This window comes from Synechococcus sp. A10-1-5-1 (assembly GCF_023115425.1).
In the GTDB taxonomy this organism is placed as follows: domain Bacteria; phylum Cyanobacteriota; class Cyanobacteriia; order PCC-6307; family Cyanobiaceae; genus Vulcanococcus.
The window spans coordinates 1,618,914-1,645,040 of record NZ_CP096032.1 but is presented as its reverse complement, the minus strand read 5'-3'; the positions used below and the strand labels follow the sequence as shown (position 1 = coordinate 1,645,040).

Sequence of the window (26,127 nt, the reverse complement as noted above, 5' to 3'; positions counted from 1 at the left end):
CTACAAACAGAAAGAAAAACGGACGAAAAGGCCTTAGTAAGTCTTCCAATTCCTTACAACTCGCATTGGCCAGAAGTGCTACATTCCGGCCAAATCAATTTGTTTTGCGCCGTTCAGTTCACCTCTGCAACCTTGCAGAGACAACCGCCAGCCCAAAGCAACCCTCGAAGCCCGCGCATCTGCTGCCATGCCTGCAAACAAGCCCGCTGCTTCAGGCTCTTCGAGCAACAAATCAGCAGCTCGATCCGCCGCTTCACGTCAAGGAGGTCGCCTTAGTGCTGACTCGATCGGCTGGTACCTCAGCAATATCGGTCGGGTACCGCTCCTGACCCCCGCTGAAGAGATTGAACTGGCTCACCATGTCCAGGCCATGAAGCGTCTGCAGGAGCTTCCAGCTGACGACCTAACCGCGCGGCAAAAGCATCAAATCCGGATGGGCACCCGCGCTCGGGATCGAATGATGGCCGCCAACCTGCGGCTGGTGGTGAGCGTGGCCAAGAAATACCAAAACCAAGGCCTGGAATTACTCGACCTTGTCCAGGAGGGCGCCATCGGGCTGGAGCGGGCTGTCGACAAGTTCGACCCCGCCATGGGCTACAAATTTTCGACCTACGCCTACTGGTGGATTCGACAGGGAATGACCCGGGCCATTGACAACAGCGCCCGCACGATCCGTCTACCAATCCATGTAAGCGAAAAGCTCTCGAAGATGCGCCGCATCACCCGAGAGCTCTCCCATCGCTTTGGCCGCCAGCCCAACCGCCTGGAGTTGGCCCATGCCATGGGCATGCAACCGCAAGAACTGGAAGAGCTGATCTCCCAGAGCGCCCCCTGTGCGTCCCTCGATGCCCATGCCCGGGGCGATGACGATCGAAGCACCCTCGGCGAATTGATCGCTGATCCCAACAGCAACCAATCCATGGATTCCATGGATCGCAACCTGCAGAAAGAGCACCTCGGCACTTGGCTCTCGCAGCTCAACGAGCGGGAACGTCGGATCATCGAACTGCGCTTTGGCCTAGCCGGCCAAGAACCCTTGACCCTGGCGGAAATCGGACGCCAGATCAATGTCTCCCGCGAACGGGTGCGTCAGTTGGAATCGAAAGCGATTCTCAAGCTGCGCTTGATGACCAACTACCAGCAGGCTGCTTGAGCCTTCCCGCTTGAGTCCAGTGGTCACGCAACAGCTCTTCGGCGTGGCCGCTGTCGTGGCATGGCTGGCCACCGTTCTGCTGATCGCTCTGGCCGTACGCCGGCGTTGGCCGCAACAGAAAGAGTGGAGCCGCAAGGTTGTTCACATCGGTACGGGCGCGGTGGTCCTCTTGGCCTGGGCCTTTGCCATCCCCCGGGGCCTCGCCCTGAGTGCCGCGGCCCTGGTCACCGTGGGGACCGCCCTCAACCATCGCTTCCGCCTGCTGCCGGCCGTCGAAGACGTGGGACGCCACAGCTACGGAACGATTGCCTACGGCGCCTCGATCACAATTCTGTTGGCTCTGTACTGGCCCCAGCAACCGCTACCCGTAGCCGCCGGAGTGCTGGTGATGGCCTGCGGTGATGGGCTGGCCGGACTGATCGGACCACAGCTCAACTCGCCGCGCTGGCAACTCTTCGGTCAAACCAAATCTGTCGCGGGCACTGGCGCCATGGCCCTCACCAGCTGGCTCGTTCTTGCCCTCATGATCGGTGTGGCTCAGGCGACGGGGACCCCAGCACCCAGCATGGGGGCCGCTGCAGCCATCGCGCTGACTGCCACCGGCCTAGAGCAACTGAGCGGCTTTGGCATCGACAACTTGAGCGTGCCGTTATCCACCGCTTATCTCTGGCAACTCGCTATGCCCTGAGCATTGCCTCGCAGCGCCGCTCCCAATCCCGCTGCGTCCCGAGACCCATCACAAGCTGGGTCAGCTCAGCGTCCCAGTTGCGGCAACCGGCGGTTTCAAGGGCCCAGGCCATCAACGCATCCAGCTGAACGGGACGGAAGCCGGTGAAGACAGGACCCGCTCCATCAGCAGCACTCTGCTGCAGATAGAGCAACCGCAACGGATCAGACAGGCCAAAAAACTGCAACAGATAGGCCATGGGCAGCCCCCTTTCCAGCTGAATTCAAAGTCATGAACTCAGCGGGAAGTTCTGCTCATCACCAACAGTTCGCAACGGTAACTGAGGGCCAGAAAACATTTAGCACTCGTAATCTTCGAGTGCTAAATGAGCAAACCGGGGAAGCTAAACCGCTACGGCAGAGGCACTCTGAGTCGCAGCGACCGCTTCTGCCAAGCCGGCAAGAACCTCACGCGTCGTCTCCAGATCAATGCACGCATCCGTGATGCTCTGGCCGTAGGTCAGGGCTGCGCGATCGGGGCTGATCTTTTGATTGCCCGCCACCAGGTGGCTCTCGAGCATCACACCCATGACATCGCAGGAGCCCGCCCGCAGTTGATCGGCCACCTCGGCCGCCACTTCACCTTGGCGCCGGTAGTCCTTATTGGAGTTGCCATGGCTGCAGTCGACCATGACCCGAGCCGGTAGCCCGTCTTTGACCAGGGCTGCGGAGGCTTCTTCAATGGCCTCGCGGTGGTAGTTGGTGCCCTGCTTACCGCCCCGCAGGACCAAATGGCCATCGGGGTTGCCGGTGGTGGTGACGATGGCGGCTTGACCATCCTTATTAATGCCCAGGAAATGATGGGGGCGTGCGGCCGCCTCCATGGCATTGATGGCCGTGATTGCACTGCCATCGGTGCCGTTCTTGAAGCCGATCGGCATCGACAACCCGGAGGCCATCTCGCGGTGGGTCTGGCTCTCGGTGGTGCGGGCGCCGATCGCAGTCCAGCTGATCAGATCAGCGATGTACTGGGGAACAACGGGATCCAGAAGCTCGGTGGCCGCAGGCAGCCCCATGTCCGCCAGGTGCAGCAGGAGACCACGGGCCAGGCGCAGACCGGTGTTGATGTCGTAGCTGCCGTCGAGGTGGGGGTCATTGATCAAGCCCTTCCAGCCAACGGTGGTGCGGGGCTTCTCGAAATAGACCCGCATCACCACTTCAAGCTGATCGCGGTGACGCTTGTGCTCTTCAGCAATGGCGGCGGCGTAGTCCTTCGCCGCATCCACGTCATGGACCGAGCAGGGGCCAACAATCACCAGCAGGCGCTGGTCATCGCCCCGCAGGATGGCCTTGATCCGCTCACGGGCCTCGCGCACCGTGCGGCCCGCGGCCTCACTCAGGGGCAGCTCGCCGTGCAACAGGGTGGGCGCCACGAGGGGCCGGGTTTCCACCACGTGGAGATCAGAGGTGGGAATCATGCCGGCAACCATCCAAGGGCTCGGAGCACTCCACCCTAAAAGCCCAGTCGCATCCTCCGTCACATCAGGGGGGACCGGCGGCAAAGAACAATGGACTGACGTCCACCGATCGGAGACCCCTGGGGTCCCAGCGCCGATGTCCGCCAGCAGCTTCCTTGCCGACTACCGCGCCGCCGCTGCGGAGCGAGAAGCCCAAGGGGTCCCAGCCCTGCCGCTGACCGCCGCTGAAACCCAGTCCCTGACAGAACTTCTCCAGGCTCCCCCCGCCGGAGAAGAACAGTTCCTGCTGCATCTGCTCTCTGAGCGCATCCCCCCTGGGGTGGATGAGGCGGCCTACGTGAAAGCCGACTGGCTCAGTGCTGTGGCCCAGGGCAAAACCACCAGCCCACTGGTGAGCCCCGTGGAGGCGGTGAAGCTGCTGGCCACCATGATCGGCGGCTACAACGTCGGGGCCCTGATTGAGCTGCTCTCCCATGGAGACGCGGCCATCGCAGAGGCCGCCGCGACAGGGCTCAGCCGCACCCTGCTGGTCTACGACGCCTACAACGATGTGCTGGAGCTGGCCTCCAGCAACGCCCAGGCCAAGCGAGTCATCGAGAGCTGGGCCAATGCCGAGTGGTTCACCGCCAAGCCCGAGCTGCCGGCGGAGATCACGGTCACGGTCTTCAAGGTGGAGGGCGAGACCAATACCGATGACCTCTCCCCCGCGACCCACGCCACCACCCGCCCCGACATTCCGCTTCACGCCACGGCGATGCTCGAGACCCGGATGCCCGGCGGTCTGGATCTCATTGCCGAGCTCAAGCAAAAAGGCCACCCCGTGGCCTACGTGGGCGACGTGGTCGGCACCGGCAGCTCCCGTAAATCCGCCATCAACTCGGTGCTCTGGCACACCGGTACGGACATTCCCCACGTGCCCAACAAGCGCAGCGGCGGGGTGGTGATTGGCGGCAAGATCGCGCCGATCTTCTTCAACACGGCTGAGGATTCCGGTGCCCTGCCCATCGAATGCGACGTCAGCGCCCTGAATTCCGGAGACGTCATCACGATTCGCCCCTACGCCGGGACGATCGAGCGGGCTGCCGGTGAAGCCAATGCCGGCGAAGTGGTGGCTCGTTTCGAGCTCAAGCCCAGCACCATCACCGATGAGGTGCGTGCCGGCGGTCGCATCCCCCTGATGATCGGCCGCGCCCTGACTGACAAAGTGCGCGCCCAACTGGGTCTGCCCGCCAGCGACCTGTTCATTCGCCCCAGCGCCCCCGCCGACACCGGCAAGGGCTTCACCCTGGCCCAGAAGATGGTGGGCAAGGCCTGCGGCCTGCCCGGCGTGCGCCCCGGCACCAGCTGCGAGCCACTGATGACCACCGTCGGCTCCCAGGACACCACCGGGCCGATGACCCGTGATGAGATGAAGGAGCTGGCCTGCCTGGGCTTCTCCGCCGACCTGGTGATGCAGAGCTTCTGCCACACCGCGGCATACCCCAAGCCAGTCGACCTGAAGACCCACGCCGAGCTGCCCGATTTCATCAGCTCCCGCGGTGGCGTGGCCCTGCGCCCCGGCGACGGCATCATCCACAGCTGGCTGAACAGGATGCTGCTGCCCGACACCGTGGGCACCGGCGGTGACAGCCACACCCGCTTTCCCCTGGGCATCTCCTTCCCCGCAGGCTCCGGTCTAGTGGCCTTCGCCGCCGCCATCGGCGCGATGCCCCTGGACATGCCCGAATCGGTTCTCGTGAAGTTCTCCGGCTCTCTGCAACCCGGAGTCACTCTGCGGGATGTCGTGAATGCCATTCCCTATGTGGCCATCCAGCAGGGGCTGCTCACGGTGGAGAAGGCCGGCAAGAAGAACATCTTCAGCGGCCGGATCATGGAAATCGAAGGCCTTCCCGACCTGAAGCTCGAGCAAGCCTTCGAGCTGACCGACGCCACGGCCGAGCGCTCCTGTGCCGGCAGCACCATCAAGCTCTCGGTGGAGACGGTGAGTGAATACCTGCGCAGCAACGTGGCGCTGCTGAAGAACATGATCGCCCGCGGCTACAGCGATGCCCGCACCCTGGCCCGCCGGATCAAGGCCATGGAGGAATGGCTTGCCAATCCCGTGCTGATGGAGGCCGACGCCGACGCTGAATACGCCGCGGTGATCGAGATCAACCTCGATGAGATCAACGAGCCGATCCTGGCCTGCCCGAACGACCCCGACAACGTCAAAACCCTCTCCGATGTGGCCGGAGATCAGATCGATGAAGTCTTCATCGGCTCCTGCATGACCAACATCGGCCACTACCGCGCCGCAGCGACTGTCCTGGAGGGACAAGGGGAGAACACGGCCCGCCTCTGGGTCTGCCCCCCAACCCGAATGGATGAGGAGGTGCTCAAGCAGGAGGGTTACTACGGAATCTTCGAGAAGGCAGGCTCCCGCATGGAGATGCCCGGCTGCTCCCTCTGCATGGGCAACCAGGCCCGGGTCGAGGAGAACACCACCGTGTTCTCCACCAGCACCCGAAACTTCAACAACCGCCTGGGCAATGGCGCTCAGGTGTATCTCGGCAGCGCCGAGCTGGCTGCGGTCTGCGCCCAGCTCGGCCGCATCCCCACCAAGGAGGACTACCTGGCCATCGCCGCCGCCAAGATCGATCCCAAGGGGGCTGAGCTCTACCGCTACCTGAACTTCGATCAGATCGAAGGCTTTGAAGACAGCGGTCGCGTGCTCAGCAGCGACGACGAAGCAAAAGTGCTGGCAGGGGTCTAGGCACCTTGCAAACCCACGGCCTGAAGCTGGAACTGCAGTCCTGGAGAGCCAGCCGCAACCTGGAACGGCTGGTGCAGCAGCGCTGGCCTGCTGTCGTCCTCACCCTGATCGTCACCGGCCTGGGGGCCGCTGCAGCTGGTCTGCTGTTCAAGACCGGTGTGGGCTGGCTGGGCAGTTGGCGCCTGGGCCTGCTGGAGACCGCGAGCCCCTGGTTGGTGCTGCCCTCCATGGGAGCCATCGGCGGCCTGCTCTCGGCGGTGCTAATCAGCACCCTGGCTCCGACGGCGGCGGGCTCGGGGATTCCTCAGGTGATGCGCTTCCTCTCGCGCCAGAGCCTGCCGATGAACCTGCAGGTCGCCATCGTCAAATTGCTGGCAGGCATCCTGGCCATTGGCAGCGGCTTCCCGCTCGGACCAGAAGGTCCTGCCGTTCAAATGGGCAGTTCCGTGGGCTGGCAGATGGCCCGCTGGTTCAAGGCCCCGCCCTCCCTGCTCCGGGTGATCGTGGCGGCCGGCGGCGGCGCGGGCATTGCAGCGGTCTTCCACGCCCCCCTGGGGGGCTTCTTCTACGCGATTGAAGAGCTGCTGCGGAAATCCGGTCCGATCCTGTTGCTGCTGGTGCTGGGCACGGCCTTCGCCGGCAGCTTCTGGGCCGATGTGATGGGTCTCGCTGGCTTTGGTGAGCAAAGCGCCGGCATCGGCCAGCGGGGTTTTCAGATCAGCAGCGAGTACCAACTGGATATCCAGTTCCTACCCAAGGACCTGATCTACCTGGTGGCCTTGGGGATTGTGGTGGGCCTGCTGGCCGAGCTCTACACCCGCTATGTGGTGAAGATGCAGTCCCTAGGACAACGCTTCTTCTCCGGGAAGATCGTGATCCGGATGCTGCTTGGGGGCATTGCTCTGGGCTGCCTCTATGCCGCCCTACCCGCTGACTTCCGCAACAACGCGGCGCTGCAGCACGCGATCGTCGATGGCCACGTGGAACTCAGCAAGGCCGTGGGCATCTTCACCCTGCTGTTTTTTGCCACGGGCCTCGCCGCCGCGACCGGAGCGCCGGGAGGCCTGTTTGCGCCCATGTTGACCCTGGGCGGAGCCCTGGGGCTAACCGCTGCGGGCATCGCCGAACACCTCTCTGGCCATGCCCCCAGCACCTACGTCTTTGCGGGGATGGCGGCCTTTATCGCCGCCTGTTCCCGCACACCGATCACGGCGGTCTTCCTGGTCTTTGCCCTGACCAAGGACCTGTTGATCCTCAAGCCCCTGTTTGTCTGCGCAGTGGTCAGTTTCGTGATCTCGCGGATCACCCACGAACACTCGATTTACCAGAGGCAGCTGGCCCTGCAAAGCAGTGCCACGAGCACCCAAGGGGAGATGAAGCTGCCGGGCACGCCGCTGAGCCCGCGGGAGCTTTGAAACGCGCGAGCGCAGCACTTCTCGTTATCAGCCTGGGCTTTCCAGGCGCCTCTTTGGCCCAGGGAAACCCGTTCGGCAGCTTTGAGGTACGCACCTTGAAGCGCGAGACCAAGCACTTGGAAACCGGGGCCCTGATCTGCGCCCTGCGCTTGGAAGGCGAGGGCGAAGCACTGATCGCCGAAGCCTGGACGATGCACTTCCCAGAGGGGCCCAGCCGGGACGATCAACTGCTGGTGAACAGCACGATTCGTCAGCTCTGTCCAAAGGACATCACCCGCTGAATGTCTTTGTGCGATCGATCAATCGCACAAAGCTTCTGTTCAAACCGGCAAGCAAATGGTTAAGTGCAAATACCTAGTCCCTTGTGGTGTGCGGGAATGGCGAATCTTTATCGAGGCCGATTACGAGCGCGGCGCACGCTCATTGCAGCTGCAGCGCCCTTGGCCCTGACACTGGGCACTGGAGCGCGAGCCGAGGAAACTCAGCAGCGACTGGAAGGCTTCAGCAGCTCCGAACTCGGCCTGACCGAGGAGCCAGCGGTAGAGCAAGACAAACCGCTGATTAGCGAGGACCAACTGCCCGCAGAAGGCAAGACGATCACGATCGGCAAGCCGCTGGCGCACCAACCCTGGAAGTGCGACGTCTTCGTCGACCCCCGCTCCCGCGCTTGCCTGGGTCCCGCCGAGGTGCGTCAGCCCCGCAACCTGTTTGAGCGGATCGTTCAAAAGGGTGCCGGCTACGCCGCTCAATACGGCCCGGCGATGGTCAATGGCGATGGCGTTGACCTGGGCGGAGTTGTCCAGTCCGAGGTCACCCGCACCCTGATCAGCAGCGGCGTGAACTACGCCAACAAGCAGATCAAGAAGATCCCCTTCTTCGCGCAAACAACCCTCGGCCTAAACGCAGCCACCAGCAGTGACCTGACGGGCTACCTCGATAGCTTCATGCGCCTCAAGACGCTGGGCTACGACAACGAGGGCGATCCGATGGGCCTGATGTTTGGCCAAGCGCGGGTCACCCTGGAGACCTCCGCCCAACCCCAGGTCAATGTGGGCTTGGGCAGCCGCTACCGCCTCGGCGATGAGGCCATGGTCGGCCTGAACGGCTTCTGGGACCTACGCACCACGAACTACTCCACCGCCTACACCCGCTGGGGCATCGGCGCTGAGGGCTTCTGGAAGAGCTTTGAGCTGCGCAACAACTGGTACATCAACGGTTCAGCTCAAAAAGACATCACCATCAACGCCATCGACTACACCGAGCGGGTCGTTCCTGGTTGGGATGTGGAGCTGGGTTACCGCATCCCCTCCTATCCCCAACTGGCGATGTATCTCCGTGGCTTCAACTGGGATTACACCGGTGCTCACAGCGATAACAGCGGTGTCGAAGGCTCGGTGAACTGGCAGGCCACTCCCCACGCCAACCTGGAGCTGTGGGTGTCGAATGAAATCCCGGCCTACCCCACCGACTCGAACAACGACATCGGCAATCAGCCGGGCCCCTATTTCGGCGCTCGCATTCGTCTGACCGGCCGCCCGGTGACCTTCGCGAAGAACAACGCCAAACAAAACCTGATCACCCAGATGACCCAGCCAGTGCGTCGTCGCTACGAGGTGCTGCTTGAGCGAACGAAGAAACCGATAACAAGCTTCACCAACCAGGCATCCGGTACATAAGGATCAACTCCATCAAAACTTCCACCTAACCGAAAAAGAATGATGAATCGCGCTTTAAAACTTGCCTGCGCTGGAGCAGCAAGCTTGTCTCTCTTGATTCCAATCAGCCCAGGCAAATCTCAGACAACGTCGGTCTGCCCAGCATCGGGATCGAATGTCGCCCTCCCAGCCGACGACAGCTGCGCAACCACACCCAGCCGATACGAGATTGTGATCTACGAAATGGGGCTCTGCACATCCAACCCCACAGCGAGCAACTCTTTTGATCGATCTACCTGCACATCAACACTCATCAGTAGCGGCGGCAATACCACTGACCTTGCACCAGGCTCCACAGTCGATTTGGGAAACAGCGGTGGGTCCTTACCCGAGCCAGGAAACTATTCCTATGCCTACATCATTATGGCCAATACTTTCGGACTCAATGTCTCCTACACAGCATCCGATAGCAATACCTATGCATCAGACTCTTCCGGGCAGGCGGTAGCCGGCGGCACCCCTACCAATTTCACGGAAACGCTCGAGAATTTCGACGAGGCTCCCAACTGTGAACCCACCGCGAGCGCCTCAGTCACAGGTGGGACCCTCAGGGCAATGCTTGCTGACGGCTCTCTGAGCAGAGCTGACAGCTGCACAGGGGTGACACGCCTTATCGGCACCTTTGAACCGTCATCGCCGATCGCAATTACGTCGTCTACATCTGGCCTCAACGTGAGCTTCACCGTCACAGACAATGGGGCCACAATCACCACGAGTAATGCAGCGACTCCGATCCCAACTGCTTTCAGCAGCGGCCCCTTCTCACCATTTTTCACGGTGATCGAATGATTCCGCGCTCTGATGGAATGACCTCAGTCCTCCATCCGAGCACCTGAACCAAGAGACCCTGCTGTTTGAGCCGGCTGCTGCGCAGCAGGGTGCCCTTCGGGCGGTGTTGGCCTTCCCCAGCACCTACACCGTGGGGATTACGAGCCTGGGCTATCAGGTGGTCTGGGCGACCTTGGCCCAGCGCGCCGATGTGGACGTGCGGCGCCTCTTCACCGACCAAGGGGATCCGCAGCACCGGCACTGCGACCTCTTTGGCCTATCCCTGAGTTGGGAACTCGACGGGCCGGTGCTGCTGGATCTGCTGGAGCAACAGCGCATCCCGATCTGGGCGAGCGAGCGCGGCGACAACGATCCGATCGTCTTCGGCGGGGGGCCGGTGCTGACCGCCAACCCTGAACCCCTGGCTCCCTTCTTTGATGCGGTTCTGCTCGGCGACGGCGAACTGCTGCTGCCAGCGTTCATCGATGCCCTGCAGGCGTGCAAAACCGCCCCGCGCCACGAGCGCCTGCGCCGCCTGGCGGCGGTGCCCGGTGTCTATGTCCCGTCGCTCTATGCCCCCCGCTACAGCGAGGACGGCGCACTGCTGGCGATTGAACCGATCGAGGCCGGCATCCCCGAAACCGTTGAGAAGCAGACCTGGCGCGGCAACACCCTGAGCCACTCCACGGTGATCACCCCAGAGGCGGCCTGGCCCTCCATTCATATGGTCGAGGTGGTGCGCAGCTGCCCGGAGCTCTGCCGCTTCTGCCTGGCCAGCTACCTCACCCTGCCCTTCCGCACCCCGAGCCTCGATGACGGGCTGATCCCGGCGGTGGAGAAAGGCCTAGGAGCCACCCAGCGCTTGGGGCTGCTAGGGGCATCGGTCACCCAGCACCCGCAATTCGGCGACCTACTGCAGTGGCTCGATCAGGACCGCTTCGAAGGCACCCGAGTCAGCGTCAGTTCCGTGCGGGCCGCCACCGTCACCCCCGAGCTCGGGCGCATCCTGGCCAAACGCGGCAGCAAGTCCCTCACCATCGCCATCGAAAGCGGCAGCGAGCGCATGCGCGAGGTGGTCAACAAAAAGCTCGCCACCGAGGAGATCTATGCCGCGGCCCGCTACGCCAAAGAAGGTGGCCTCAGCGGCCTGAAGCTCTATGGCATGGCCGGCCTGCCCTCGGAAAGCGAGGAGGACATCGAGGCCACCGCCGACCTGATGCTGAAGCTCAAGAAGGCCACCCCAGGGCTGCGTCTGTCTCTAGGGGTCAGCACCTTTGTGCCCAAGGCCCACACCCCCTTCCAGTGGCAAGGCGTCCGCCCCGAAGCCGAGAAACGGCTGAAGCTTCTGGCCAAGCGGCTCAAGCCCAAGGGCATCGAACTACGCCCCGAGAGCTATGGCTGGAGTGTGATTCAGGCGCTGCTCTCCCGCAGCGACCGGCGCCTGGCCCCGGTGATCGCTGCGGTGCGCGGCCGCCACGACAAACTCGGCGGCTGGAAGCAGGCCTACCGCGACGCCGAGACGCCCCTACCCCCCTGGGAGGAGGTGATCCACAACGCCTGGGATGCCAATCGGGTCCTGCCCTGGGAGCACCTCAAAGGCCCCCTGCCCAAGGCCACCCTGCGCAAGCACCACGACGAAGCCCTGGCCTAGAAGCGGCAGCGCAGACCGGCCAAGAGAATCCAACCGGCAATGTTCAGGCGGCTGTCGTACATCGGGATGTCGGTGGCATGCAGCACCACCAGCACCAGCGCCGCTGCCCACCAGGCCCGCTCAAACAGTGCACCGCTGGCCATCCCGAGCCGCACGCCGCGGATCAACAGCCAGAGCACCAGGCCCACCAGACCCAGGGCCACCGGCAGGCCATGGCTGAGGGCCAGGTCCAGAGCGATGTTGTGGGGATGGCCATGCCAATGGCCCGTCCGCAGGGGATAGATCACGCTGAAGGCCGCTGCCCCCCAACCCAGCCAGGGGCGCTCGCCGATCAATCCAAGGGCCGTCCCCCACTGACTGAGGCGGGTGAGGGCCAGGGGCCTCTCCCCCTGGGAGTTGAAATCGTTCAATCGGCCCCAGATCGACTGGGGCACGATCTCCCGCAGGGGGGCCTGAATGACCGCCGGCACCCCCGGCAGGGTCGCCAGGGCGACGGGCAATAGCGCCAGCAGCAACAGGGGCACCAGCCAAATCCAGCGCCCCGGTCCGAGCACGATCGGGACCGCTAAAACCAAGGCTCCCCAACCGTTGCGGGAATCGGTGGCCAACATCTCCGCCACCTGGGTGACCACCAAGGCAAAACTGACGCCCCAGAGCCCAAAAGCCAGGGGGCCAGAGCGCCAGCGACGGCAATGCTGCAGAAAGGCCGCCAGCACCAGGGGCCAGCTCAAGGCCAGCCAGGCAGCCGTGATGTTGGCGTAATCAAACAGGCCCGAAAGTCGCCCGGGTGGGTTGCCTCCACCACGGATCCACCAAACGATCGCCCCGCCCAGCAGTTCGTAGGGACCGCTCCAGCCGAGCACCATCTGGCCAAAGCCCGTGCCCAGCACCGGCACGGTTCCCGCCACGAGCCACAGGGCCACCCTGCGCCTGGCCTCGGGCGTGGCCAGATAGGGCTGGAACCCCCAGAACGCCCAAAAGAAGGGCAACCAATTGCCCAAGCCCACCCAGGAGAGCCAACCGCTCGAGGCGGCAAAACAGCCCAGGACCATCCAGAGACCGATGGCGGCGAGCCACCAATTGACCCGGTCGTCCCGCCAGGCCGTCGGCTGACGGCTCCCCAGGATCAAGGCCACCAGCAGCAGCAATCCCGCCAAGAGCGCACTGGCCGGCAGGAGCAGCAGAGCCACCTGAAAGCAGCGCCAACCCCAGGGGGTCGCCGCCGCCGGCCGCTCTCCATCCAGCAACTCCAAACCGGCGTGCAGAGGCCTGCGCCAGAGCTGGGTCATTCGAACACCGCCGTACGGCCGCGGTAGACCATCACTTGTCGTTTCAGATGCAAGCGCACCGCCCGGGCCAAGGCCAGACGCTCGGTGTCGCGACCTTTACGGATCAGATCCTCCACCTCGTCGCGATGGCTCACGTTGACAGTGGACTGGGCAATGATCGGGCCCGCATCGAGCTCGTCGGTCACGTAGTGCCCGGTGGCCCCGATTAACTTCACACCCCGCTCCCAGGCACGGTGATACGGCTGCGCCCCCATGAAGGCCGGCAGAAAGGAGTGGTGGATGTTGATCACCCGGTGAAAGGCATCCGGGGGATCAAAAGCCGCCAGAAAGCTCGGGGTGAGGACCTGCATGTACTTCGCCAGGATCACCAACTCAATGCCGTGCTCCTTCAGGAGCTCAAGGTGACGGGCCTCCGCCTCGCCTCGGTTGGCCTTGCTGATCGGCACATGGACGAACTGGGCGCCGAACTCCTGGGCGATCGAAGCGAGGTCCGGGTGGTTGGAAACCACCAGCGGCACCCGCATCGGCAACTCACCGGTGCGCACACGCCAGAGCAGATCCAATAAACAGTGGTCCTGCTTGCTGACAAAGATCGCCACTGCAGGGCGCTGATCGGAGAAGGTGACCGTCTGTTCACCACCCAGGCGTTCCGCCAGAGACACCGCAGCCGGGGCAATCGCCTCGCGGGGCAAACCGAAGCCCTCAAGCTGCCACTCAATGCGGCTCAGGAACAATCCAGCCCCTTGGTCGCTGTGGTGATCGGCATGGACGATGTTGCCGCCGTTACCCGCGACCCAACCGGAGAGCTCCCGCACAAGCCCCGGCTGATCCGGACAAATCATCTGAAGGATGGCGGTGGCAGCCGTCATGGAATGGCGTCAAAGCCCGTTGAGATCTGAATTCTGCCGTTCAAGCCGTTGCAGCTCGTCATGCAGGGCTCAGAGACCAATGGCCCTGGGTAAAGTCCCGCAATCAAGTTCAGCAAGAAAGGCTGCCCTGATGGCTGCTCAACAGCTCCATTCCGCCCTGCGGCGACTGGCCCTCGCGGCCCTCGCTCTGGTGATCAGCTTTGGCCTGACCGCCTGTGGTGGCGCCAAAGCTAAAGCCCCCACCCTGAGCGCCGATGACATCACCGTGATCGAGCGCCAGGCCGAAGGGTTCCTGGCGGCTCGCAACCGCCTCCCCGAGCTGGCCACCCTGGTGAACGAGCGCAACTGGGTCTTCACCCGCAACCTGATCCACGGCCCCATGCAGGAAGTGGGTCGCGAGATGCTCTACATCAACCAGCGCCTGCTCCCCGGCGATCGGCCCGAAGCCAACAAGCTGGCCACTGATCTGAAGACTGCTCTGGCCGATCTGGACGAAGCCGCCCGCCTGCAGGACGCCAACAATCTCAGCAAGGCCTACATCAAGGTCGCCAGCGGTTTTGGCCGTTACGCCCAGATCCTTCCTGAGCAGGTTCAGTCCGACCTCAAGCAGATCTGAATCCGCTGAACACCCTGCCCACCAGCCGGCCCTCATCGATCTGCGTGATCGGAGCCGGCATGGTGGGCCTTTCTGTGGCCTGGGAGCTGCAGCGGATCGGGCACCAGGTCACGCTGTTTGACCCCCACCTGCGGCAAGCCCAGAGCGAGAACGCCGGCAGCAGCGCCGCCCTAGGCCTGCTCATGGCCCGGCTCTTCCGCCGCAGCAGTGGCCGAGGCTGGAGGCTGCGGCAGCAGTCCCACACCCTCTGGCGCCAGTGGCGCGACGAGCTCCAGCAGCGGGGCCATGTCCTGCCGTTCCGCGCAGGCCTGCTGCAGCTCGCCACCACTGCCGCCGAGCAGGAGGCGCAAGTCCAGCTGGCCAGCCAGCGCGAGGACCTGCGGCTGCTCCAGCCCACGGAACTGGAGCCGCTCAGACCGCTCGTTCCCCAACCCTGCCTGGGGGGACTGCTCTCTCCAGGGGATGGACAACTCGATCCAATCCCGGCCATGCAGGCCCTGCTGGAGGACGGGGAACGCCTGGGGCTCAGGGTCGAAGCCTCTGCCGTTAGCGCCCTGGAGCGGGGCAGCACTGGCCAGTGGCGCGTGCGCAGCGCCCTTGACAGCCCTGGGTCCTTTGACTGGGTTGTGCTCAGTGCCGGGCTAAGCAGTTCGGTGCTCCTGGAGCCCTTGGGCCACGAGCGCCCCCAGCACCCGGTGCTGGGCCAGGCCCTTGAGCTTCAACTCGCTGAAACCGATCAGGGCGAAAGCAACTGGCCGGGCAGCTTGAGCTGGAGCGGGATCAACCTGGTCCCGCGTTCTGGGGGGCGCCTCTGGCTCGGTGCCACCGTGGAGATTGATCACCTCCAGGCTCAGCCGCAGGAGCTACAAGCGCTGCGTGAGCTCGGCGGCCATGCCCCGCCCTGGCTGCAGCGTGCAACGGTGCTGCGGCAGTGGCAGGGACTCAGGGCCCGCCCCCTGGGGAGGCCCGCACCCCTGCTGGAGCAACTGGAACAGGGCCTACTCCTGGCCAGTGGGCATTACCGCAATGGAGTGCTGCTGGCTCCCGCCACCGCAGCCTGGGCGGCCGAGCAAATCGAGAACGCCGGCCAGGGCTGACCGCTGGACTGGGCTTCTTTAGCCTGAAGGCTCTTGTCGACACCAGCCGACGATGCTTCGCACCCGCACCCTGGCACCGCTGAGTCTCCTTGGAGTGCTCGCCCTGACGGCCTGCGGCGGCTCCGGATCTGACGGCGGTGCCTCCAGCGCCCGCCTCCAGGGTGCAGGGGCCACCTTCCCCGCCGCGATCTACCTGCGCTGGTTCCAGGACCTGGCCGCCAAGGGCAAGGTCAAGGTCAACTACCAATCGGTGGGCTCCGGTGCTGGCATCCGCCAGTTCGATGCAGCCACCGTTGACTTCGCCGCCAGCGATAAGCCGCTCAGCGAAGAGGATGCCGCCGGCATCAAGCGCGGGGCCGTGCAAGTCCCGATGACCGCCGGTGCGATCGCCGTCGCCTACAACAACCCCGGCTGCGAGCTCAAGCTCAGCCAACAACAGCTGGTGGGGATTTTCGAAGGCAAGATCACCAACTACAGCGACCTCGGTTGCGGCGATCAGGCCATCAAGGTGGTCTACCGCTCCGACGGCTCGGGAACGACCTACAACTTCACCAAATCTCTCTCGGCCTTCAGCCCCGCCTGGGCCTCCGGTCCGGGCAGCGGCAAATCGATCAAATGGCCCACGGGCCTTGGGGCCAAGGGCAACGAAGGCATGGCCGCCAGCCTGCAGCAGATCAAGGGCGCCCTGGGCTACGTCGAGAGCTCCTATGTGCGCGGCGATCTGCAGGCCGCTGCACTGCAGAACGCCGGCGGCAGCTACGCCAAGCCCACCACCAAAGCGGCGGCTGAAGCCCTGGGCAGCATCGATCTAGGCCCGAACCTGACCGGGAGCAACCCCAATCCAAAGGCGGGCTACCCGATCGTGACCTTCACCTGGATCCTGCTCTACAAGAGCGGCAATGGCGACAAGCTCCAGGCCCTGCAAGAGGCGTTCAACTACACCCTCAGCGATGAGGCGCAGGCCAATGCCCCGGCCCTCGGCTATGTGAGCCTGCCGGCCAACGTGCTGCAACAAGCAAGGGCTGCCGTGGCCAGCATCGGCGAATAAAACCTGAACCCTCCAGGCATCCCTCCTCTGGAGGGGGGCTTTTTGCTGCGCTGCTCAAGGCACGAAAAAACCCCCGGCTCACGCCGGGGGTCATGGGCTCACAACCGTGAGCGGTGAATCACTTCGACTCGGTGAATTCGGCGTCGATCACGTCGTCACCGGCCGAACCGGAACCACCGGCCTCTGCGCCAGGGGCGCCAGCGGCGGCACCTTCAGCACCGGCGGCTTGCTGATAGACAGCTGCACCGGCGGCATAGAGAGCCTGCTGCAGGGTCTCGAGCTCGGACTTCATGGTGTCGAAGTCGTCTTTCTCGATGGCCTCCTTGAGCTTGGCGGAGGAGGACTCAACCTTGGCCTTGTCCTCGGCGCCCACCTTGTCGCCCAGTTCGCCCAGCTGCTTCTCGGCTTGATAGACCAGGGTTTCGGCCTGGTTCTTCACGTCGATCCGCTCGCGCTTCTCCTTGTCAGCGCTGGCGTTGGCTTCGGCGTCCTTCACCATCTTGTCCACCTCGTTGTCACTGAGGGTGGAGGCCCCGGTGATGGAGATGCTCTGCTCCTTGCCGCTGCCCTTGTCCTTGGCGGTGACGCTCAGGATGCCGTTGGCGTCGATGTCGAAGGTGACTTCGATCTGGGGAACGCCACGGGGGGCAGGGGGGATGCCATCGAGGCGGAAGGTTCCAAGCGACTTGTTGTCGCTGGCCATCTCGCGCTCGCCCTGGAGCACGTGGATTTCCACGTTGGTCTGACCATCCACGGCGGTGGAATAGGTCTCCGACTTCTTGGTCGGGATGGTGGTGTTCCGGGGGATCATCTTGGTCATCACACCGCCCAGGGTTTCAACACCCAGGGACAGGGGAGTGACGTCCAGCAGAAGGATGTCCTTGACCTCACCGGCGAGCACACCGCCCTGAATGGCGGCACCCACGGCCACCACCTCGTCGGGGTTCACAGTTTGGTTGGGGGACTTCCCGGTGACGCGCTTCACCAGCTCGAGCACGGCGGGGATGCGGGTGGAGCCACCCACCATCACGACCTCATCGAGCTCCGAAGAGGCGAGCTTGGCGTCCTTCAGGGCCTGCTCGACGGGCACGCGGCAGCGGTCGATCAGCTTGGAAGCCAGCTCTTCGAACTTGGCCCGGGTCAGGGTCAGGTCGAGGTGCTTGGGACCTTCAGGGGTCGCCGTGATGAACGGCAGGTTGATCTCGCTCTGGGTCGCGCTGGAGAGCTCAATCTTGGCCTTCTCGGCAGCTTCGGTCAGACGCTGCAGGGCCTGCTTATCGCTACGCAGATCGATGCCTTCATTGGACTTGAAGGTGTCGGCCAGGTGATCAACGATCACCTTGTCGAAGTCATCGCCACCCAGGTGCGTGTCACCGGAGGTAGAGAGCACCTCGAACACGCCGTCGCCGACCTCGAGGACCGACACGTCGAAGGTGCCGCCGCCCAGGTCGAAGACAAGGATGCGCTCGTTGCTCTTCTTGTCGAGGCCATAGGCCAGGGCAGCCGCGGTGGGCTCGTTAATGATGCGCAGCACCTCAAGGCCAGCGATCTTGCCGGCGTCCTTGGTGGCCTGACGCTGGGAGTCGTTGAAGTAGGCGGGAACAGTGATGACCGCCTGGGTCACGGTCTCACCGAGGTACTTACCGGCGTCTTCAGCCAGCTTGCGCAGCACCTGAGCACTGACTTCCTCAGGGGCGAACTGCTTGTTGAGAACAGGACACTTGACCTTGACGTTGGAGCCGGCCTTCTCGACGCCGTAGCTCACTTCCTTGGACTCTTCGTTCACCTCATCGACCCGGCGTCCAATGAAACGCTTGACCGAATAAAAAGTGTTCTCCGGGTTCATCACCGCCTGGCGCTTGGCGATTTGACCCACCAGTTGATCCTGGTTCTTGGTGTATGCCACCACAGAGGGCGTGGTGCGGAAGCCCTCAGCATTGGCAATCACGGTGGGCTTGCCGCCCTCCATGACCGACACGCAGCTGTTAGTGGTGCCAAGGTCGATACCGACAACCTTGCCCATGGGTGACCTCTGAACTGAAGGCATCCTCCGCAGCGGCACCCGGGTGGGGCTAGGTGTGGTTGCCGAACAGTGCCCGAACCACCGTGAACGCCGAGGCCCGCATCCAAGGCAGCACCGCGCTTGTGGGGGTACTCGGGGATCCCGTACGCCACTCCCTCTCACCGGTGATGCACAACGCCGCGTTGGCGGCCATGCAGCTGGACTGGGCCTACCTGGCCTTGCCGACCCCAGCGGCCGAACTCAGCACCGTCGTGCCTGCCCTGGCAGCGATGGGCTGCCGCGGCCTGAACGTCACCATCCCCCACAAGCAAGCCGTCGCGACGCTCTGCCACGAGCTCAGTCCCCTCGCCCAGCGGCTGGGGGCCGTCAACACCCTGGTGCCGCGCCAAGGCGGCGGCTGGCTGGGCACCAATACCGATGTTGAGGGGTTCTGTGCACCGCTGCGGGAGGCCAACTGGAGTGGCAAGCGGGCCGTGGTTCTCGGTTGCGGCGGTAGTGCGCGAGCCGTCGTCGCCGGCCTGGCGGACCTGGGCTTTGGCGACATTGTTCTGGTCGGCCGGCGGCCCGAAGCCCTTGAGGCTTTCCAAGCGGACTGCCAAAGCTGGGCGCCCCAACTGAGACCCCTGATCTGGGAGAAAGCCGTCAGCGCGGCCCTCCAGCAAGCCGACCTCGTGGTCAACACAACGCCCATGGGGATGGCCTCAGCCACGGATCCCACCGCCGCCAGGGCCTGTCCCCTGAACAGTGCGGAACTGCAGGCGCTTCCAGCCCAGGCCTGGGTCTACGACCTGATCTACACCCCTCGGCCCACCGCCCTGCTGGAGCAAGCAGGAGCAAAAGGCTGCCGCACCCTCGATGGCCTGCGGATGCTTGTGGAGCAAGGGGCGGCCTCCCTGCGCCTGTGGAGTGGCAAAAGCGAGGTTCCTGTGGAGGTCATGCACCAGGCCGCCCTACGCCAGCTGCATTAGGTCCCACTAACGTCACGTCCACGGCGAGAGCGCGCGATGACGATCCCCAGTTGGCAGCGGCTTCTAGCCCTCCTGACCTATCTCCTGCCCTGGAGCGATGGCCTGCCCTTCGGGCGATCCCTCATCGGCCTCTTCCCCATGCTCCAGTGGCTGAGCCTGCCGGCGCTGCCGCTGATCTTGATTGAGCAGGCCATCCCCTTCGGTGGGTTCATCCTGTTCCTGGTGCTGTTTCTGGGGGTCGTACGGAACCCACGGGTGCCTTATTTCATCCGCTTCAACGCCCTGCAGGCGATCCTGCTGGACATCATCCTGATCGTGCTCTCCCTGGCGTTCAACCTGCTGCTGGCTCCCCTGGGGGGGAACTTCGCCGTGCGAACCCTGGCCAACACCATCTTCCTGGGGGTGCTGGTGCTGGTGCTGTTTGGCATCGTCCAGTGCCTGCGCGGCAAGGAAGCCGACATCCCGAGCCTGTCTGAGGCGGTACGCATGCAGCTGTAGGGTGGACGATCCGCCGCTGGCAATCGAGGCCCTAGGCCTTGAACACCAGCCACCGTCCCTTTCGGCGTCCACGTCGGATCGCGTAAGTCATGTCGCAGCCCTACTACGAAACGATGTACATCCTTCGTCCGGACATCCCGGAGGAAGAGGTGGAAACCCATATCACCAAGTACCGCGATCTCGTCACCGAAGCCGGTGCAGAGGTGCTGGATTGCCAAATGCGTGGCAAGCGCCGCCTGGCCTACACCATCGCCAAGCACAAGGAAGGCATCTACGTGCAGCTGGCCCACAACGGTGACGGCCAACAGGTTGCTGCCCTCGAGAAGGCCATGCGCCTCAGCGAAGACGTGATTCGCTATCTGACCGTCAAGCAGGACGGCCCCCTGCCTGCTCCCCGTAGCGGCCCCGCACCACAAGCCGCTAGCGACGAAGCAGCTCTGCAAACCGCAGGCGCCTGACCGCCAAAGCCATCTCGCCTCTTGATCCCTCCTGGAGCCTTCGTTAGGTTCCGGGAGGTTTTTTATTGGCCAGCTGTTGGAGCACCAAGACCTTCAGGCGGCCTTGGCACAGAGCCAACAGGAGCTTGAGCGCGCACGGCAGCAGATCGCCGAACTGGAGGCCCTCCTGGCGGAGTTGCCTGGGATTTTTGAGCGCAAATTCAGCGAACGGCTCGAACCGATCCTCGAGCGCCAGCGGTTGTTAAGCGCCGAAAAAGAACAACTGGAGCAGAGTCAGCACCAACTGAAGCCGCAGTCCTCGTTGAGGGAGGAGCCCCTGATGCTTCCCCTCCAGCCCGAGGGGGCACGGATGAACTCTCGAGTGCGGCCGCTCTGGCCCCAAGACCCATCCGTGGCAGCCTGAGGCCAGGCCTTAGCGCTGGCTGTTAGCCCAGAGACGGGTCGGCAGACCCCAGACATAAATGAAGCCCTCAGCGGCGCGGTGATCGAATTGATCTCCCGAGTCGTAGGTAGCCATGTCGGGGACATAGAGGCTGTTGGCACTGCTGCGGCCCACGACAGTGGCGTTGCCCTTGTGCAGCTTCACCTTGACGGTGCCGTTGACGGTGCGCTGGGTGCGGTCGATGAAGCCATCGAGAGCATCCTTCAGTGGGCCGTACCAGAGGCCTTGATAGACCACATCGGCCCATTGCTGCTCCAGCTGACGCTTGCTGCGGAGCACGTCCGCCGCGAGGGTGAGGCTCTCGAGTTCCTGGTGGGCCTTGATCAGCAGCAGCAAGCCCGGGGTTTCGTAGATCTCACGGCTCTTGATGCCCACCACGCGGTTCTCGATCATGTCGAGACGGCCATAGCCATGGCTGCCGGCCAGATCATTCGCGCGGCGAATCAGGCTGACGGGATCCAGGCGCTCTCCATCGATGCTGACGGGATTGCCGTTCTCGAAGCCGATCTCCACCACCTGGGGCTGATCGGGGGCGGCCTCCACACTCACGGTGAGGGCGTAGACCTCCTCGGGGGGCTCGACGTTGGGATCTTCGAGGGGGCCGGCCTCAATCGAGCGACCCAACAGGTTCAGGTCAATCGAATAGGGCGACTTCTTGCTCACCGGGGAAGGAATCCCGCAACGCTCGCCGTAGGCGATGGTCTCCTCGCGGCTCATGCCCCATTCACGGGCAGGGGTCAACACCTTCAGATCCGGCGCCAGGGCTCCAATCGCCACATCGAAACGAACCTGGTCGTTGCCCTTGCCGGTGCAGCCATGGGCCACCGCATCAGCACCGACCTCGCGGGCGATCTCCACCAGACGGCGGGCAATCAAGGGACGCGCCAGGGCCGTGGAGAGGGGATAGCGGCCTTCGTAAAGGGCATTAGCGCGAATCGCAGGGAAGGCGAAATCACGGATGAACGGTTCGATCAGATCACCAACGATCGACTGGCTCGCGCCGGAATCCAGTGCCTTTTGACGGATGGGCTCGAGCTCATCCCCCTGACCCAGGTCAGCGGCGAAGGTGATCACCTCCTCCACACCCCACTCGTTCTTGAGATAGGGAATACAGACGCTGGTATCCACACCACCGGAATACGCCAGCACAGCCTTCTTGGCCCGGCCCATCAACGCTCTCCATGCGCGCAATCGATCGATTCTCCACTGTCGCGGTGGCGAACCATCTGGAGCGCCAGCCAAACGGCCATCCCCAGGGGAGGGAGCACGACCAGGGCCAAGGCCAGAACCGCCGCGACATCGGGCTGCTCAAGGGCCCAGGACTGCGCCAACAAGGGCGTCGGCCAGTGGCCTCCCGCCCAGACCAAGACCCCACTGAGAACGAGGGCTGCGCCCCAGGCCGGCAACAGCTGCCACCATTTCGCCGCTGTCATGTCCGCCCCAGGGAGAGTCTCAGATAGGATGGCGGATTGGCGCCAGCTGGGTAGCTACGAACCCGGCACTCCTGTACACCGACGTCCGACGGGCCTCACGCGATGAGCAGCAACCTCAGCACCAGCCTCTCCCAGCTGGATGGCATCAACCCTTCGCTGACCCGCTACGGCCGCAGCGAACCCGCCCCGGTGCTTCCACTGCGCGAAGAGCCCGATCTACTGAGCTGGCTCGAAACCAGCGGCCGCCTCGTTGTGGATGAAGAAGCCGCCACCAGCGACGTCAGCACCGTGGAAGAAGAAGAACTGTCCGCGCTGATGGGCGAGAAAGAGGACTACAAGGCCGACGACGAGCAAAACGAGGAAAACTGGGAGGACTGATTCCTCCCACCCCTGTGGTCTCCACCAGCAGGTTCATCGCCTCAATGCCCAGCAACAGCCGCCGCCTGGCGCTGCTGCTGGGCTTGTTGCTGTTAGGGGTCTGCGCGGGCTGCGACTGGTTCACGCGGACGCCGCAGCTCACCGTGCCCCTGCTGGTGGCAGCATCCATCAGCGCTGTGGTCTGCGCCTGGGGAGTGCCGCGTCTGCGCCGTCTCAAGCTGGGGCAGGTCATCCGCCAAGAGGGACCCCAAAGCCACCTCAGCAAAGCGGGGACTCCCACCATGGGGGGACTGCTGGTGGTCCCGGTCGGGGTGCTGGTGGGCGGGCTGATCGCCCCCAGCGACCTGCGCTTACCCGGGGTGGCAGCCATCACCCTGGCCTACATGGCCATTGGCGGATTCGATGACTGGCGCAGCCTGACCAAGCACCACAACACAGGACTGTCCCCCAGCGGCAAGCTGCTGTTGCAGGCCTTGAGCGCCGCTGGCTTCCTGGCGTGGGCCGCCTGGCACCAGCTGATCACAGACAGCATCGCCCTGCCCCTGGGCTGGATCCTTCCCCTGGGCCTGCTCATCTGGCCCCTGGGACTGTTTGTCTTCCTGGCGGAAAGCAACGCCACCAACCTCACCGACGGCCTCGATGGCCTGGCGGCCGGCTGTGGGGGCATCGTCTTCAGCGGAATGGGGGTTCAGCTGATGCTCAGGGGCAACGAGGGGGACCCCGCCCTCGCGGGGTTCTGCGCCGCCATGGCCGGCTGCTGGCTTGGCTTTTTGCTGTTCAATCGGCACCCAGCCCGAGTGTTCATGGGAGACACGGGGTCCCTAGCGATGGGTGCCGCTCTGGCCGCTGTGGCCCTACTGAGCAACAGCCTCTGGGCCCTGCTCGTCATGGGTGGAATCTTCTTGGCGGAATCCCTATCGGTGATCATCCAGGTCTGGGTGTTCAAGGCCACGAAGGGCCCTGATGGGGTTGGCCGACGGGTCTTCCGAATGGCGCCCCTGCATCACCACTTCGAACTGGGCGGGGCTTCCGAGCAACAGGTCGTAGTCGGCTTCTGGCTGATCAGCGCGGGGCTAGCTGCCCTGGGATTGCTGCTGCTGGCCTGAGCTAACTCGGTAGTAGCGGCAATAGCCAAGAACCGTGGAATAGGCGTTGTAGCGACCCGGCTTCAGCCGCAACTGCTGCATTGCTTCGGCATCACTGAGTTGCATCGATGCCCAGCGGGCACAGACCTGGCGATGGTCACCCCAGAACCAGGCCAGAACAGGCGCGACGGTCCCCACAATCAGCAGCACGAGCCATGGCCAGCGCAGGCTCATGCAGCCACATCCAAATCGCGAGGCGGCTCAAGCTCGGGGCGCTCTGGCTCAAGGGTGCGAGAGGACAACCCCACCACATTGGGATAAGCAGCCTGCCGCAGTCGCTCCCGCTTCGCGGCCCTCTGCACGGCCGCGGAGTAATAGGAATAGCCAATGAAAGCCGCCGATCCAGCGACCATCACAGCAGGGAGATGGATCAAAATCTCCATCAACTCAGATCGCTTGCCGGCGCTTTGGAGTGGGCATTGCTTTGCTTTGCCGCCAAACCAAGAAGTTCGCACCTAATCGTTACGCAAGGCAGGGATGTTGTCCAGAGCAATCCAGGCCTATTTCGCCTGCAATGCAGGCATCGCTTCATCGAGCTCTGTATTGCTGGCTGGAGGAGGACCTTCCCCAAGCCAGGTGCACATCACCACCCCCAGAGCCAACAACAAGAGCAGAACGATGAGGCGCACAGCCCGGCCCGTGGAGGTCATGGCGCAACGGTCGCTTGGATCACCCAACAGTGTCAGCGGCAGCCAACAGAGACCGCAGAGCGTTACAAGAACAACAGTTCAAACCCTGGCCACAGCGGATCATTCGCCCACGACCTTCGGGTCGGGCAAGGGAGATTCTCAAGGGGGTGTGGCAACCCCCTTTTTCTTGACCAAGCGCGGAACATCTGTAGCCATTTCCCATGGCTTAGAGGACAGCACGACCCCGTTAGCGGGTGTTCTTTTGCTGGCAACACCCCTCGTTCGAGCGGCCGCAGATTGCCTCAGGCAAGGCAACAGCAGCTCATTTCGTCCGAATCATGTTGGGCATCCCCTCAACGCTTGCGAAGGTCACCATCGCCTGGCTCGACAAGGCTGACAACCTCAGCTCCGTCAACGATTCGAACATTGGTGACAACACCCTTGGTCACCAAAACGACGACCGGAGAGGGGTGGGTGTGCAGGGGGATCGTTGCTCCAACGGGAATGGTCACCCGATAGACCCGCATCTCAGGGGTTCCTTTGGGATACGCCACAACCCTTGCCCCAGGCGTCCTGTTTGCCTTGAAAAGCTCCTGAATGGACGGTTTGGGCGCAGCCAGCGCACTAGAGGCAATGAGCTACACCCCTTCTAGAGCCATCTGCGTGGCGCCCACTGCGCGTCATGCACACCCTCAAGCCACCGACACACGCACAAAAAAAGAGACGGGTGCCACCCCGCCTCATCGATCTCCCTTGCCCGACCCGAAGGTCGTCCTCAGATCATCCGGCAGCCGCCCAAGCGGTGATGTGGCGTCTGTAACCACCTGAACGGTTTGTGTGGGACTGAGGACTGGAGCCAGTGGCGATCCAGGGCAACCATCGATGGAAGATCAGTTGCCGCCGTTGCAGTAGCGGACTGCCTGGGCATTGGTCTTGCCCTCAGCAATGACCTCTTCCACGCAACCGTTGAAGACCTTGCTCTCCTGCTTCACGGAGCAAAAACCAAGGGCGATGACTGCCAGGGAGACGGCGGAGATGACCGTGGCAGAAATCTGGACAAGGCCATACGCGAGCATCGCTTTTTTCTTGCCACCGCAGTTCTGTGTGCTGGCGTTCTCTTCGGTCATGGGTTGGGAATGACTGGTCAAAACGCTATGGAGCAGAAATAGGCCGACGAGGCAGATCTCGGATGGGATAACCGGCCAGAAGACAGGAAGACCCACCAACGGTTCCCCCATCCACTCCACAGACATGGGGCCGTGCCATGTTTGAAGCAGTGAGCGATCAGACCCAGGCAGGCGGGATACCAACGCCAAACCAACGGTCATCGACTGAGCCTCAATCCTTAAAAACCCCTCCAGCAACAAGGCTTATTACGGAGTCGTTCGACAATGGCTTACTTCACCTGGAAGGAAACAGGACTCACGGGCGACTGCGCCAGCCTCGAATCGATGGCCGCCCGCTTCGAAGAGGCCGCAGCCTTGATGCGGCGAATGGCCTCCGAGGGGTTTGTGCTGGAGCGCCATAGCGATGGACAACACATCACCCACAGCGATGACGGTGTCTTTGCGGCCTATGGCTTCATCGATGAACAGTCACCGGTGCGGCAGTTGAACCTGATCGAGCTGGACTGAGC

At 63.5% G+C, this 26,127-nt stretch carries 30 protein-coding genes; 18 read left to right on the top strand and 12 right to left on the bottom strand.

The features are described from left to right. Positions 1 to 187 precede the first annotated feature (187 nt). Both MY494_RS08810 and MY494_RS08805 read left to right on the top strand, forming a co-directional pair. Positions 188 to 1,153 carry an RpoD/SigA family RNA polymerase sigma factor gene (locus MY494_RS08810; protein WP_247909879.1) on the top strand — a complete coding sequence of 322 codons (966 nt, stop codon included), beginning with the start codon at positions 188 to 190 and terminating at the stop codon, positions 1,151 to 1,153. Positions 1,154 to 1,172: 19 nt separating this feature from the next. Further along, on the top strand, positions 1,173 to 1,841 hold the full coding sequence (locus tag MY494_RS08805; protein ID WP_247912006.1) for a diacylglycerol/polyprenol kinase family protein: 669 nt from the start codon (positions 1,173 to 1,175) through the stop codon (positions 1,839 to 1,841). Here MY494_RS08805 and MY494_RS08800 read toward each other — a convergent pair. Continuing rightward, positions 1,831 to 2,079 (bottom strand): hypothetical protein, encoded by a 249-nt coding sequence (locus MY494_RS08800; RefSeq protein WP_247909878.1) that lies wholly within the window; start codon positions 2,077 to 2,079, stop codon positions 1,831 to 1,833. The two genes, MY494_RS08805 and MY494_RS08800, sit on opposite strands and share 11 nt — an antisense overlap. Positions 2,080 to 2,223: 144 nt before the next feature. Then, the gene (locus MY494_RS08795) at positions 2,224 to 3,297 is read right to left on the bottom strand and encodes a 3-deoxy-7-phosphoheptulonate synthase (RefSeq protein ID WP_247909877.1); all 1,074 of its coding nucleotides are present in this window, start codon (positions 3,295 to 3,297) and stop codon (positions 2,224 to 2,226) included. 136 nt (positions 3,298 to 3,433) lie between these two features. Between MY494_RS08795 and acnB the strand changes: the two genes are divergently transcribed. The 6 genes from acnB to MY494_RS08765 all read left to right on the top strand — a co-directional run bounded on the left by acnB (position 3,434) and on the right by MY494_RS08765 (position 11,598). Further along, positions 3,434 to 6,049, top strand: coding sequence for a bifunctional aconitate hydratase 2/2-methylisocitrate dehydratase (acnB, locus tag MY494_RS08790; protein WP_247909876.1), 2,616 nt, complete (start codon positions 3,434 to 3,436; stop codon positions 6,047 to 6,049). A gap of 5 nt (positions 6,050 to 6,054) precedes the next feature. After that, entirely contained in the window at positions 6,055 to 7,464 is a 1,410-nt protein-coding gene (locus MY494_RS08785) for a ClC family H(+)/Cl(-) exchange transporter (protein ID WP_247909875.1), read from the top strand. Then, the gene (locus MY494_RS08780) at positions 7,461 to 7,745 is read left to right on the top strand and encodes a hypothetical protein (protein ID WP_247909874.1); all 285 of its coding nucleotides are present in this window, start codon (positions 7,461 to 7,463) and stop codon (positions 7,743 to 7,745) included. The genes MY494_RS08785 and MY494_RS08780 overlap by 4 nt, the downstream gene beginning before the upstream one ends. Positions 7,746 to 7,904: 159 nt before the next feature. Continuing rightward, positions 7,905 to 9,140 carry an inverse autotransporter beta domain-containing protein gene (locus tag MY494_RS08775; protein ID WP_247909873.1) on the top strand — a complete coding sequence of 412 codons (1,236 nt, stop codon included), beginning with the start codon at positions 7,905 to 7,907 and terminating at the stop codon, positions 9,138 to 9,140. Between the two features lie 84 nt (positions 9,141 to 9,224). Then, positions 9,225 to 9,968: a hypothetical protein gene (locus tag MY494_RS08770; RefSeq protein ID WP_247909872.1), complete on the top strand. Its 744-nt coding sequence runs from the start codon at positions 9,225 to 9,227 to the stop codon at positions 9,966 to 9,968. A 103-nt stretch (positions 9,969 to 10,071) separates the two neighbouring features. Next, positions 10,072 to 11,598, top strand: a complete 1,527-nt coding sequence (locus MY494_RS08765) for a radical SAM protein (protein WP_247909871.1) — start codon at positions 10,072 to 10,074, stop codon at positions 11,596 to 11,598. On the opposite strand, the gene MY494_RS08760 is transcribed toward MY494_RS08765, so the two are convergent. Next, positions 11,595 to 12,887 carry an O-antigen ligase gene (locus MY494_RS08760; RefSeq protein ID WP_247909870.1) on the bottom strand — a complete coding sequence of 431 codons (1,293 nt, stop codon included), beginning with the start codon at positions 12,885 to 12,887 and terminating at the stop codon, positions 11,595 to 11,597. The two genes, MY494_RS08765 and MY494_RS08760, sit on opposite strands and share 4 nt — an antisense overlap. After that, a complete protein-coding gene (gene purU / locus MY494_RS08755; RefSeq protein ID WP_247909869.1) occupies positions 12,884 to 13,756 on the bottom strand; it encodes a formyltetrahydrofolate deformylase in 873 nt (290 codons plus the stop codon). The genes MY494_RS08760 and purU overlap by 4 nt, the downstream gene beginning before the upstream one ends. Before the next feature lie 130 nt (positions 13,757 to 13,886). Here purU and psbQ point away from each other — a divergent pair, with 130 nt between their 5' ends. From psbQ to pstS, 3 genes are read left to right on the top strand one after another with little or no spacing between them, the layout of a single operon-like run. Continuing rightward, a complete protein-coding gene (psbQ, locus tag MY494_RS08750) occupies positions 13,887 to 14,372 on the top strand; it encodes a photosystem II protein PsbQ (protein WP_247909868.1) in 486 nt (161 codons plus the stop codon). Positions 14,373 to 14,431: 59 nt separating this feature from the next. Continuing rightward, a complete protein-coding gene (locus MY494_RS08745; RefSeq protein WP_247909867.1) occupies positions 14,432 to 15,469 on the top strand; it encodes an FAD-binding oxidoreductase in 1,038 nt (345 codons plus the stop codon). Positions 15,470 to 15,521: 52 nt separating this feature from the next. Beyond that, positions 15,522 to 16,517, top strand: coding sequence for a phosphate ABC transporter substrate-binding protein PstS (gene pstS, locus MY494_RS08740; protein WP_247909866.1), 996 nt, complete (start codon positions 15,522 to 15,524; stop codon positions 16,515 to 16,517). 118 nt (positions 16,518 to 16,635) lie between these two features. Here the strand turns inward: pstS and dnaK are convergent, their stop codons facing one another. Next, positions 16,636 to 18,540 (bottom strand): molecular chaperone DnaK, encoded by a 1,905-nt coding sequence (dnaK, locus tag MY494_RS08735; RefSeq protein WP_247909865.1) that lies wholly within the window; start codon positions 18,538 to 18,540, stop codon positions 16,636 to 16,638. A 53-nt stretch (positions 18,541 to 18,593) separates the two neighbouring features. Here dnaK and MY494_RS08730 point away from each other — a divergent pair, with 53 nt between their 5' ends. The 4 genes from MY494_RS08730 to MY494_RS08715 all read left to right on the top strand — a co-directional run bounded on the left by MY494_RS08730 (position 18,594) and on the right by MY494_RS08715 (position 20,867). Next, positions 18,594 to 19,508: a shikimate dehydrogenase gene (locus MY494_RS08730; RefSeq protein WP_247909864.1), complete on the top strand. Its 915-nt coding sequence runs from the start codon at positions 18,594 to 18,596 to the stop codon at positions 19,506 to 19,508. 36 nt (positions 19,509 to 19,544) lie between these two features. Then, entirely contained in the window at positions 19,545 to 20,006 is a 462-nt protein-coding gene (locus tag MY494_RS08725; RefSeq protein WP_247909863.1) for a Tic20 family protein, read from the top strand. 89 nt (positions 20,007 to 20,095) lie between these two features. Continuing rightward, the gene (rpsF, locus tag MY494_RS08720) at positions 20,096 to 20,464 is read left to right on the top strand and encodes a 30S ribosomal protein S6 (protein ID WP_247909862.1); all 369 of its coding nucleotides are present in this window, start codon (positions 20,096 to 20,098) and stop codon (positions 20,462 to 20,464) included. 76 nt (positions 20,465 to 20,540) lie between these two features. Then, positions 20,541 to 20,867 (top strand): hypothetical protein, encoded by a 327-nt coding sequence (locus MY494_RS08715; RefSeq protein WP_247909861.1) that lies wholly within the window; start codon positions 20,541 to 20,543, stop codon positions 20,865 to 20,867. A gap of 9 nt (positions 20,868 to 20,876) precedes the next feature. Here MY494_RS08715 and MY494_RS08710 read toward each other — a convergent pair whose 3' ends face one another. Both MY494_RS08710 and MY494_RS08705 read right to left on the bottom strand, forming a co-directional pair. Then, positions 20,877 to 22,076 (bottom strand): argininosuccinate synthase, encoded by a 1,200-nt coding sequence (locus MY494_RS08710; RefSeq protein ID WP_247909860.1) that lies wholly within the window; start codon positions 22,074 to 22,076, stop codon positions 20,877 to 20,879. Beyond that, entirely contained in the window at positions 22,076 to 22,339 is a 264-nt protein-coding gene (locus tag MY494_RS08705) for a hypothetical protein (protein ID WP_247909859.1), read from the bottom strand. Before MY494_RS08705 ends, MY494_RS08710 begins: the two co-directional genes overlap by 1 nt. Before the next feature lie 102 nt (positions 22,340 to 22,441). Here MY494_RS08705 and MY494_RS08700 point away from each other — a divergent pair, with 102 nt between their 5' ends. Both MY494_RS08700 and mraY read left to right on the top strand, forming a co-directional pair. Next, complete coding sequence (locus MY494_RS08700; protein ID WP_010313850.1) at positions 22,442 to 22,717, top strand: DUF3134 domain-containing protein; 276 nt, start codon at positions 22,442 to 22,444, stop codon at positions 22,715 to 22,717. 44 nt (positions 22,718 to 22,761) lie between these two features. Beyond that, positions 22,762 to 23,823, top strand: a complete 1,062-nt coding sequence (mraY, locus tag MY494_RS08695; RefSeq protein ID WP_247909858.1) for a phospho-N-acetylmuramoyl-pentapeptide-transferase — start codon at positions 22,762 to 22,764, stop codon at positions 23,821 to 23,823. On the opposite strand, the gene MY494_RS08690 is transcribed toward mraY, so the two are convergent. The 5 genes from MY494_RS08690 to MY494_RS08670 form a co-directional block, all read right to left on the bottom strand. Further along, on the bottom strand, positions 23,791 to 24,036 hold the full coding sequence (locus tag MY494_RS08690) for a hypothetical protein (RefSeq protein WP_247909857.1): 246 nt from the start codon (positions 24,034 to 24,036) through the stop codon (positions 23,791 to 23,793). The genes mraY and MY494_RS08690 overlap by 33 nt on opposite strands. Then, positions 24,033 to 24,245 (bottom strand): hypothetical protein, encoded by a 213-nt coding sequence (locus tag MY494_RS08685; protein ID WP_247909856.1) that lies wholly within the window; start codon positions 24,243 to 24,245, stop codon positions 24,033 to 24,035. The genes MY494_RS08690 and MY494_RS08685 overlap by 4 nt, the downstream gene beginning before the upstream one ends. A 117-nt stretch (positions 24,246 to 24,362) precedes the next feature. Next, on the bottom strand, positions 24,363 to 24,512 hold the full coding sequence (locus tag MY494_RS08680) for a hypothetical protein (protein ID WP_247909855.1): 150 nt from the start codon (positions 24,510 to 24,512) through the stop codon (positions 24,363 to 24,365). A gap of 332 nt (positions 24,513 to 24,844) precedes the next feature. Then, positions 24,845 to 25,045, bottom strand: coding sequence for a hypothetical protein (locus MY494_RS08675; RefSeq protein WP_247909854.1), 201 nt, complete (start codon positions 25,043 to 25,045; stop codon positions 24,845 to 24,847). 336 nt (positions 25,046 to 25,381) lie between these two features. After that, positions 25,382 to 25,618: a hypothetical protein gene (locus MY494_RS08670; RefSeq protein ID WP_247912005.1), complete on the bottom strand. Its 237-nt coding sequence runs from the start codon at positions 25,616 to 25,618 to the stop codon at positions 25,382 to 25,384. A 264-nt stretch (positions 25,619 to 25,882) separates the two neighbouring features. Between MY494_RS08670 and MY494_RS08665 the strand changes: the two genes are divergently transcribed. Next, positions 25,883 to 26,125, top strand: a complete 243-nt coding sequence (locus MY494_RS08665; RefSeq protein WP_247909853.1) for a hypothetical protein — start codon at positions 25,883 to 25,885, stop codon at positions 26,123 to 26,125. Positions 26,126 to 26,127: the final 2 nt, after the last annotated feature.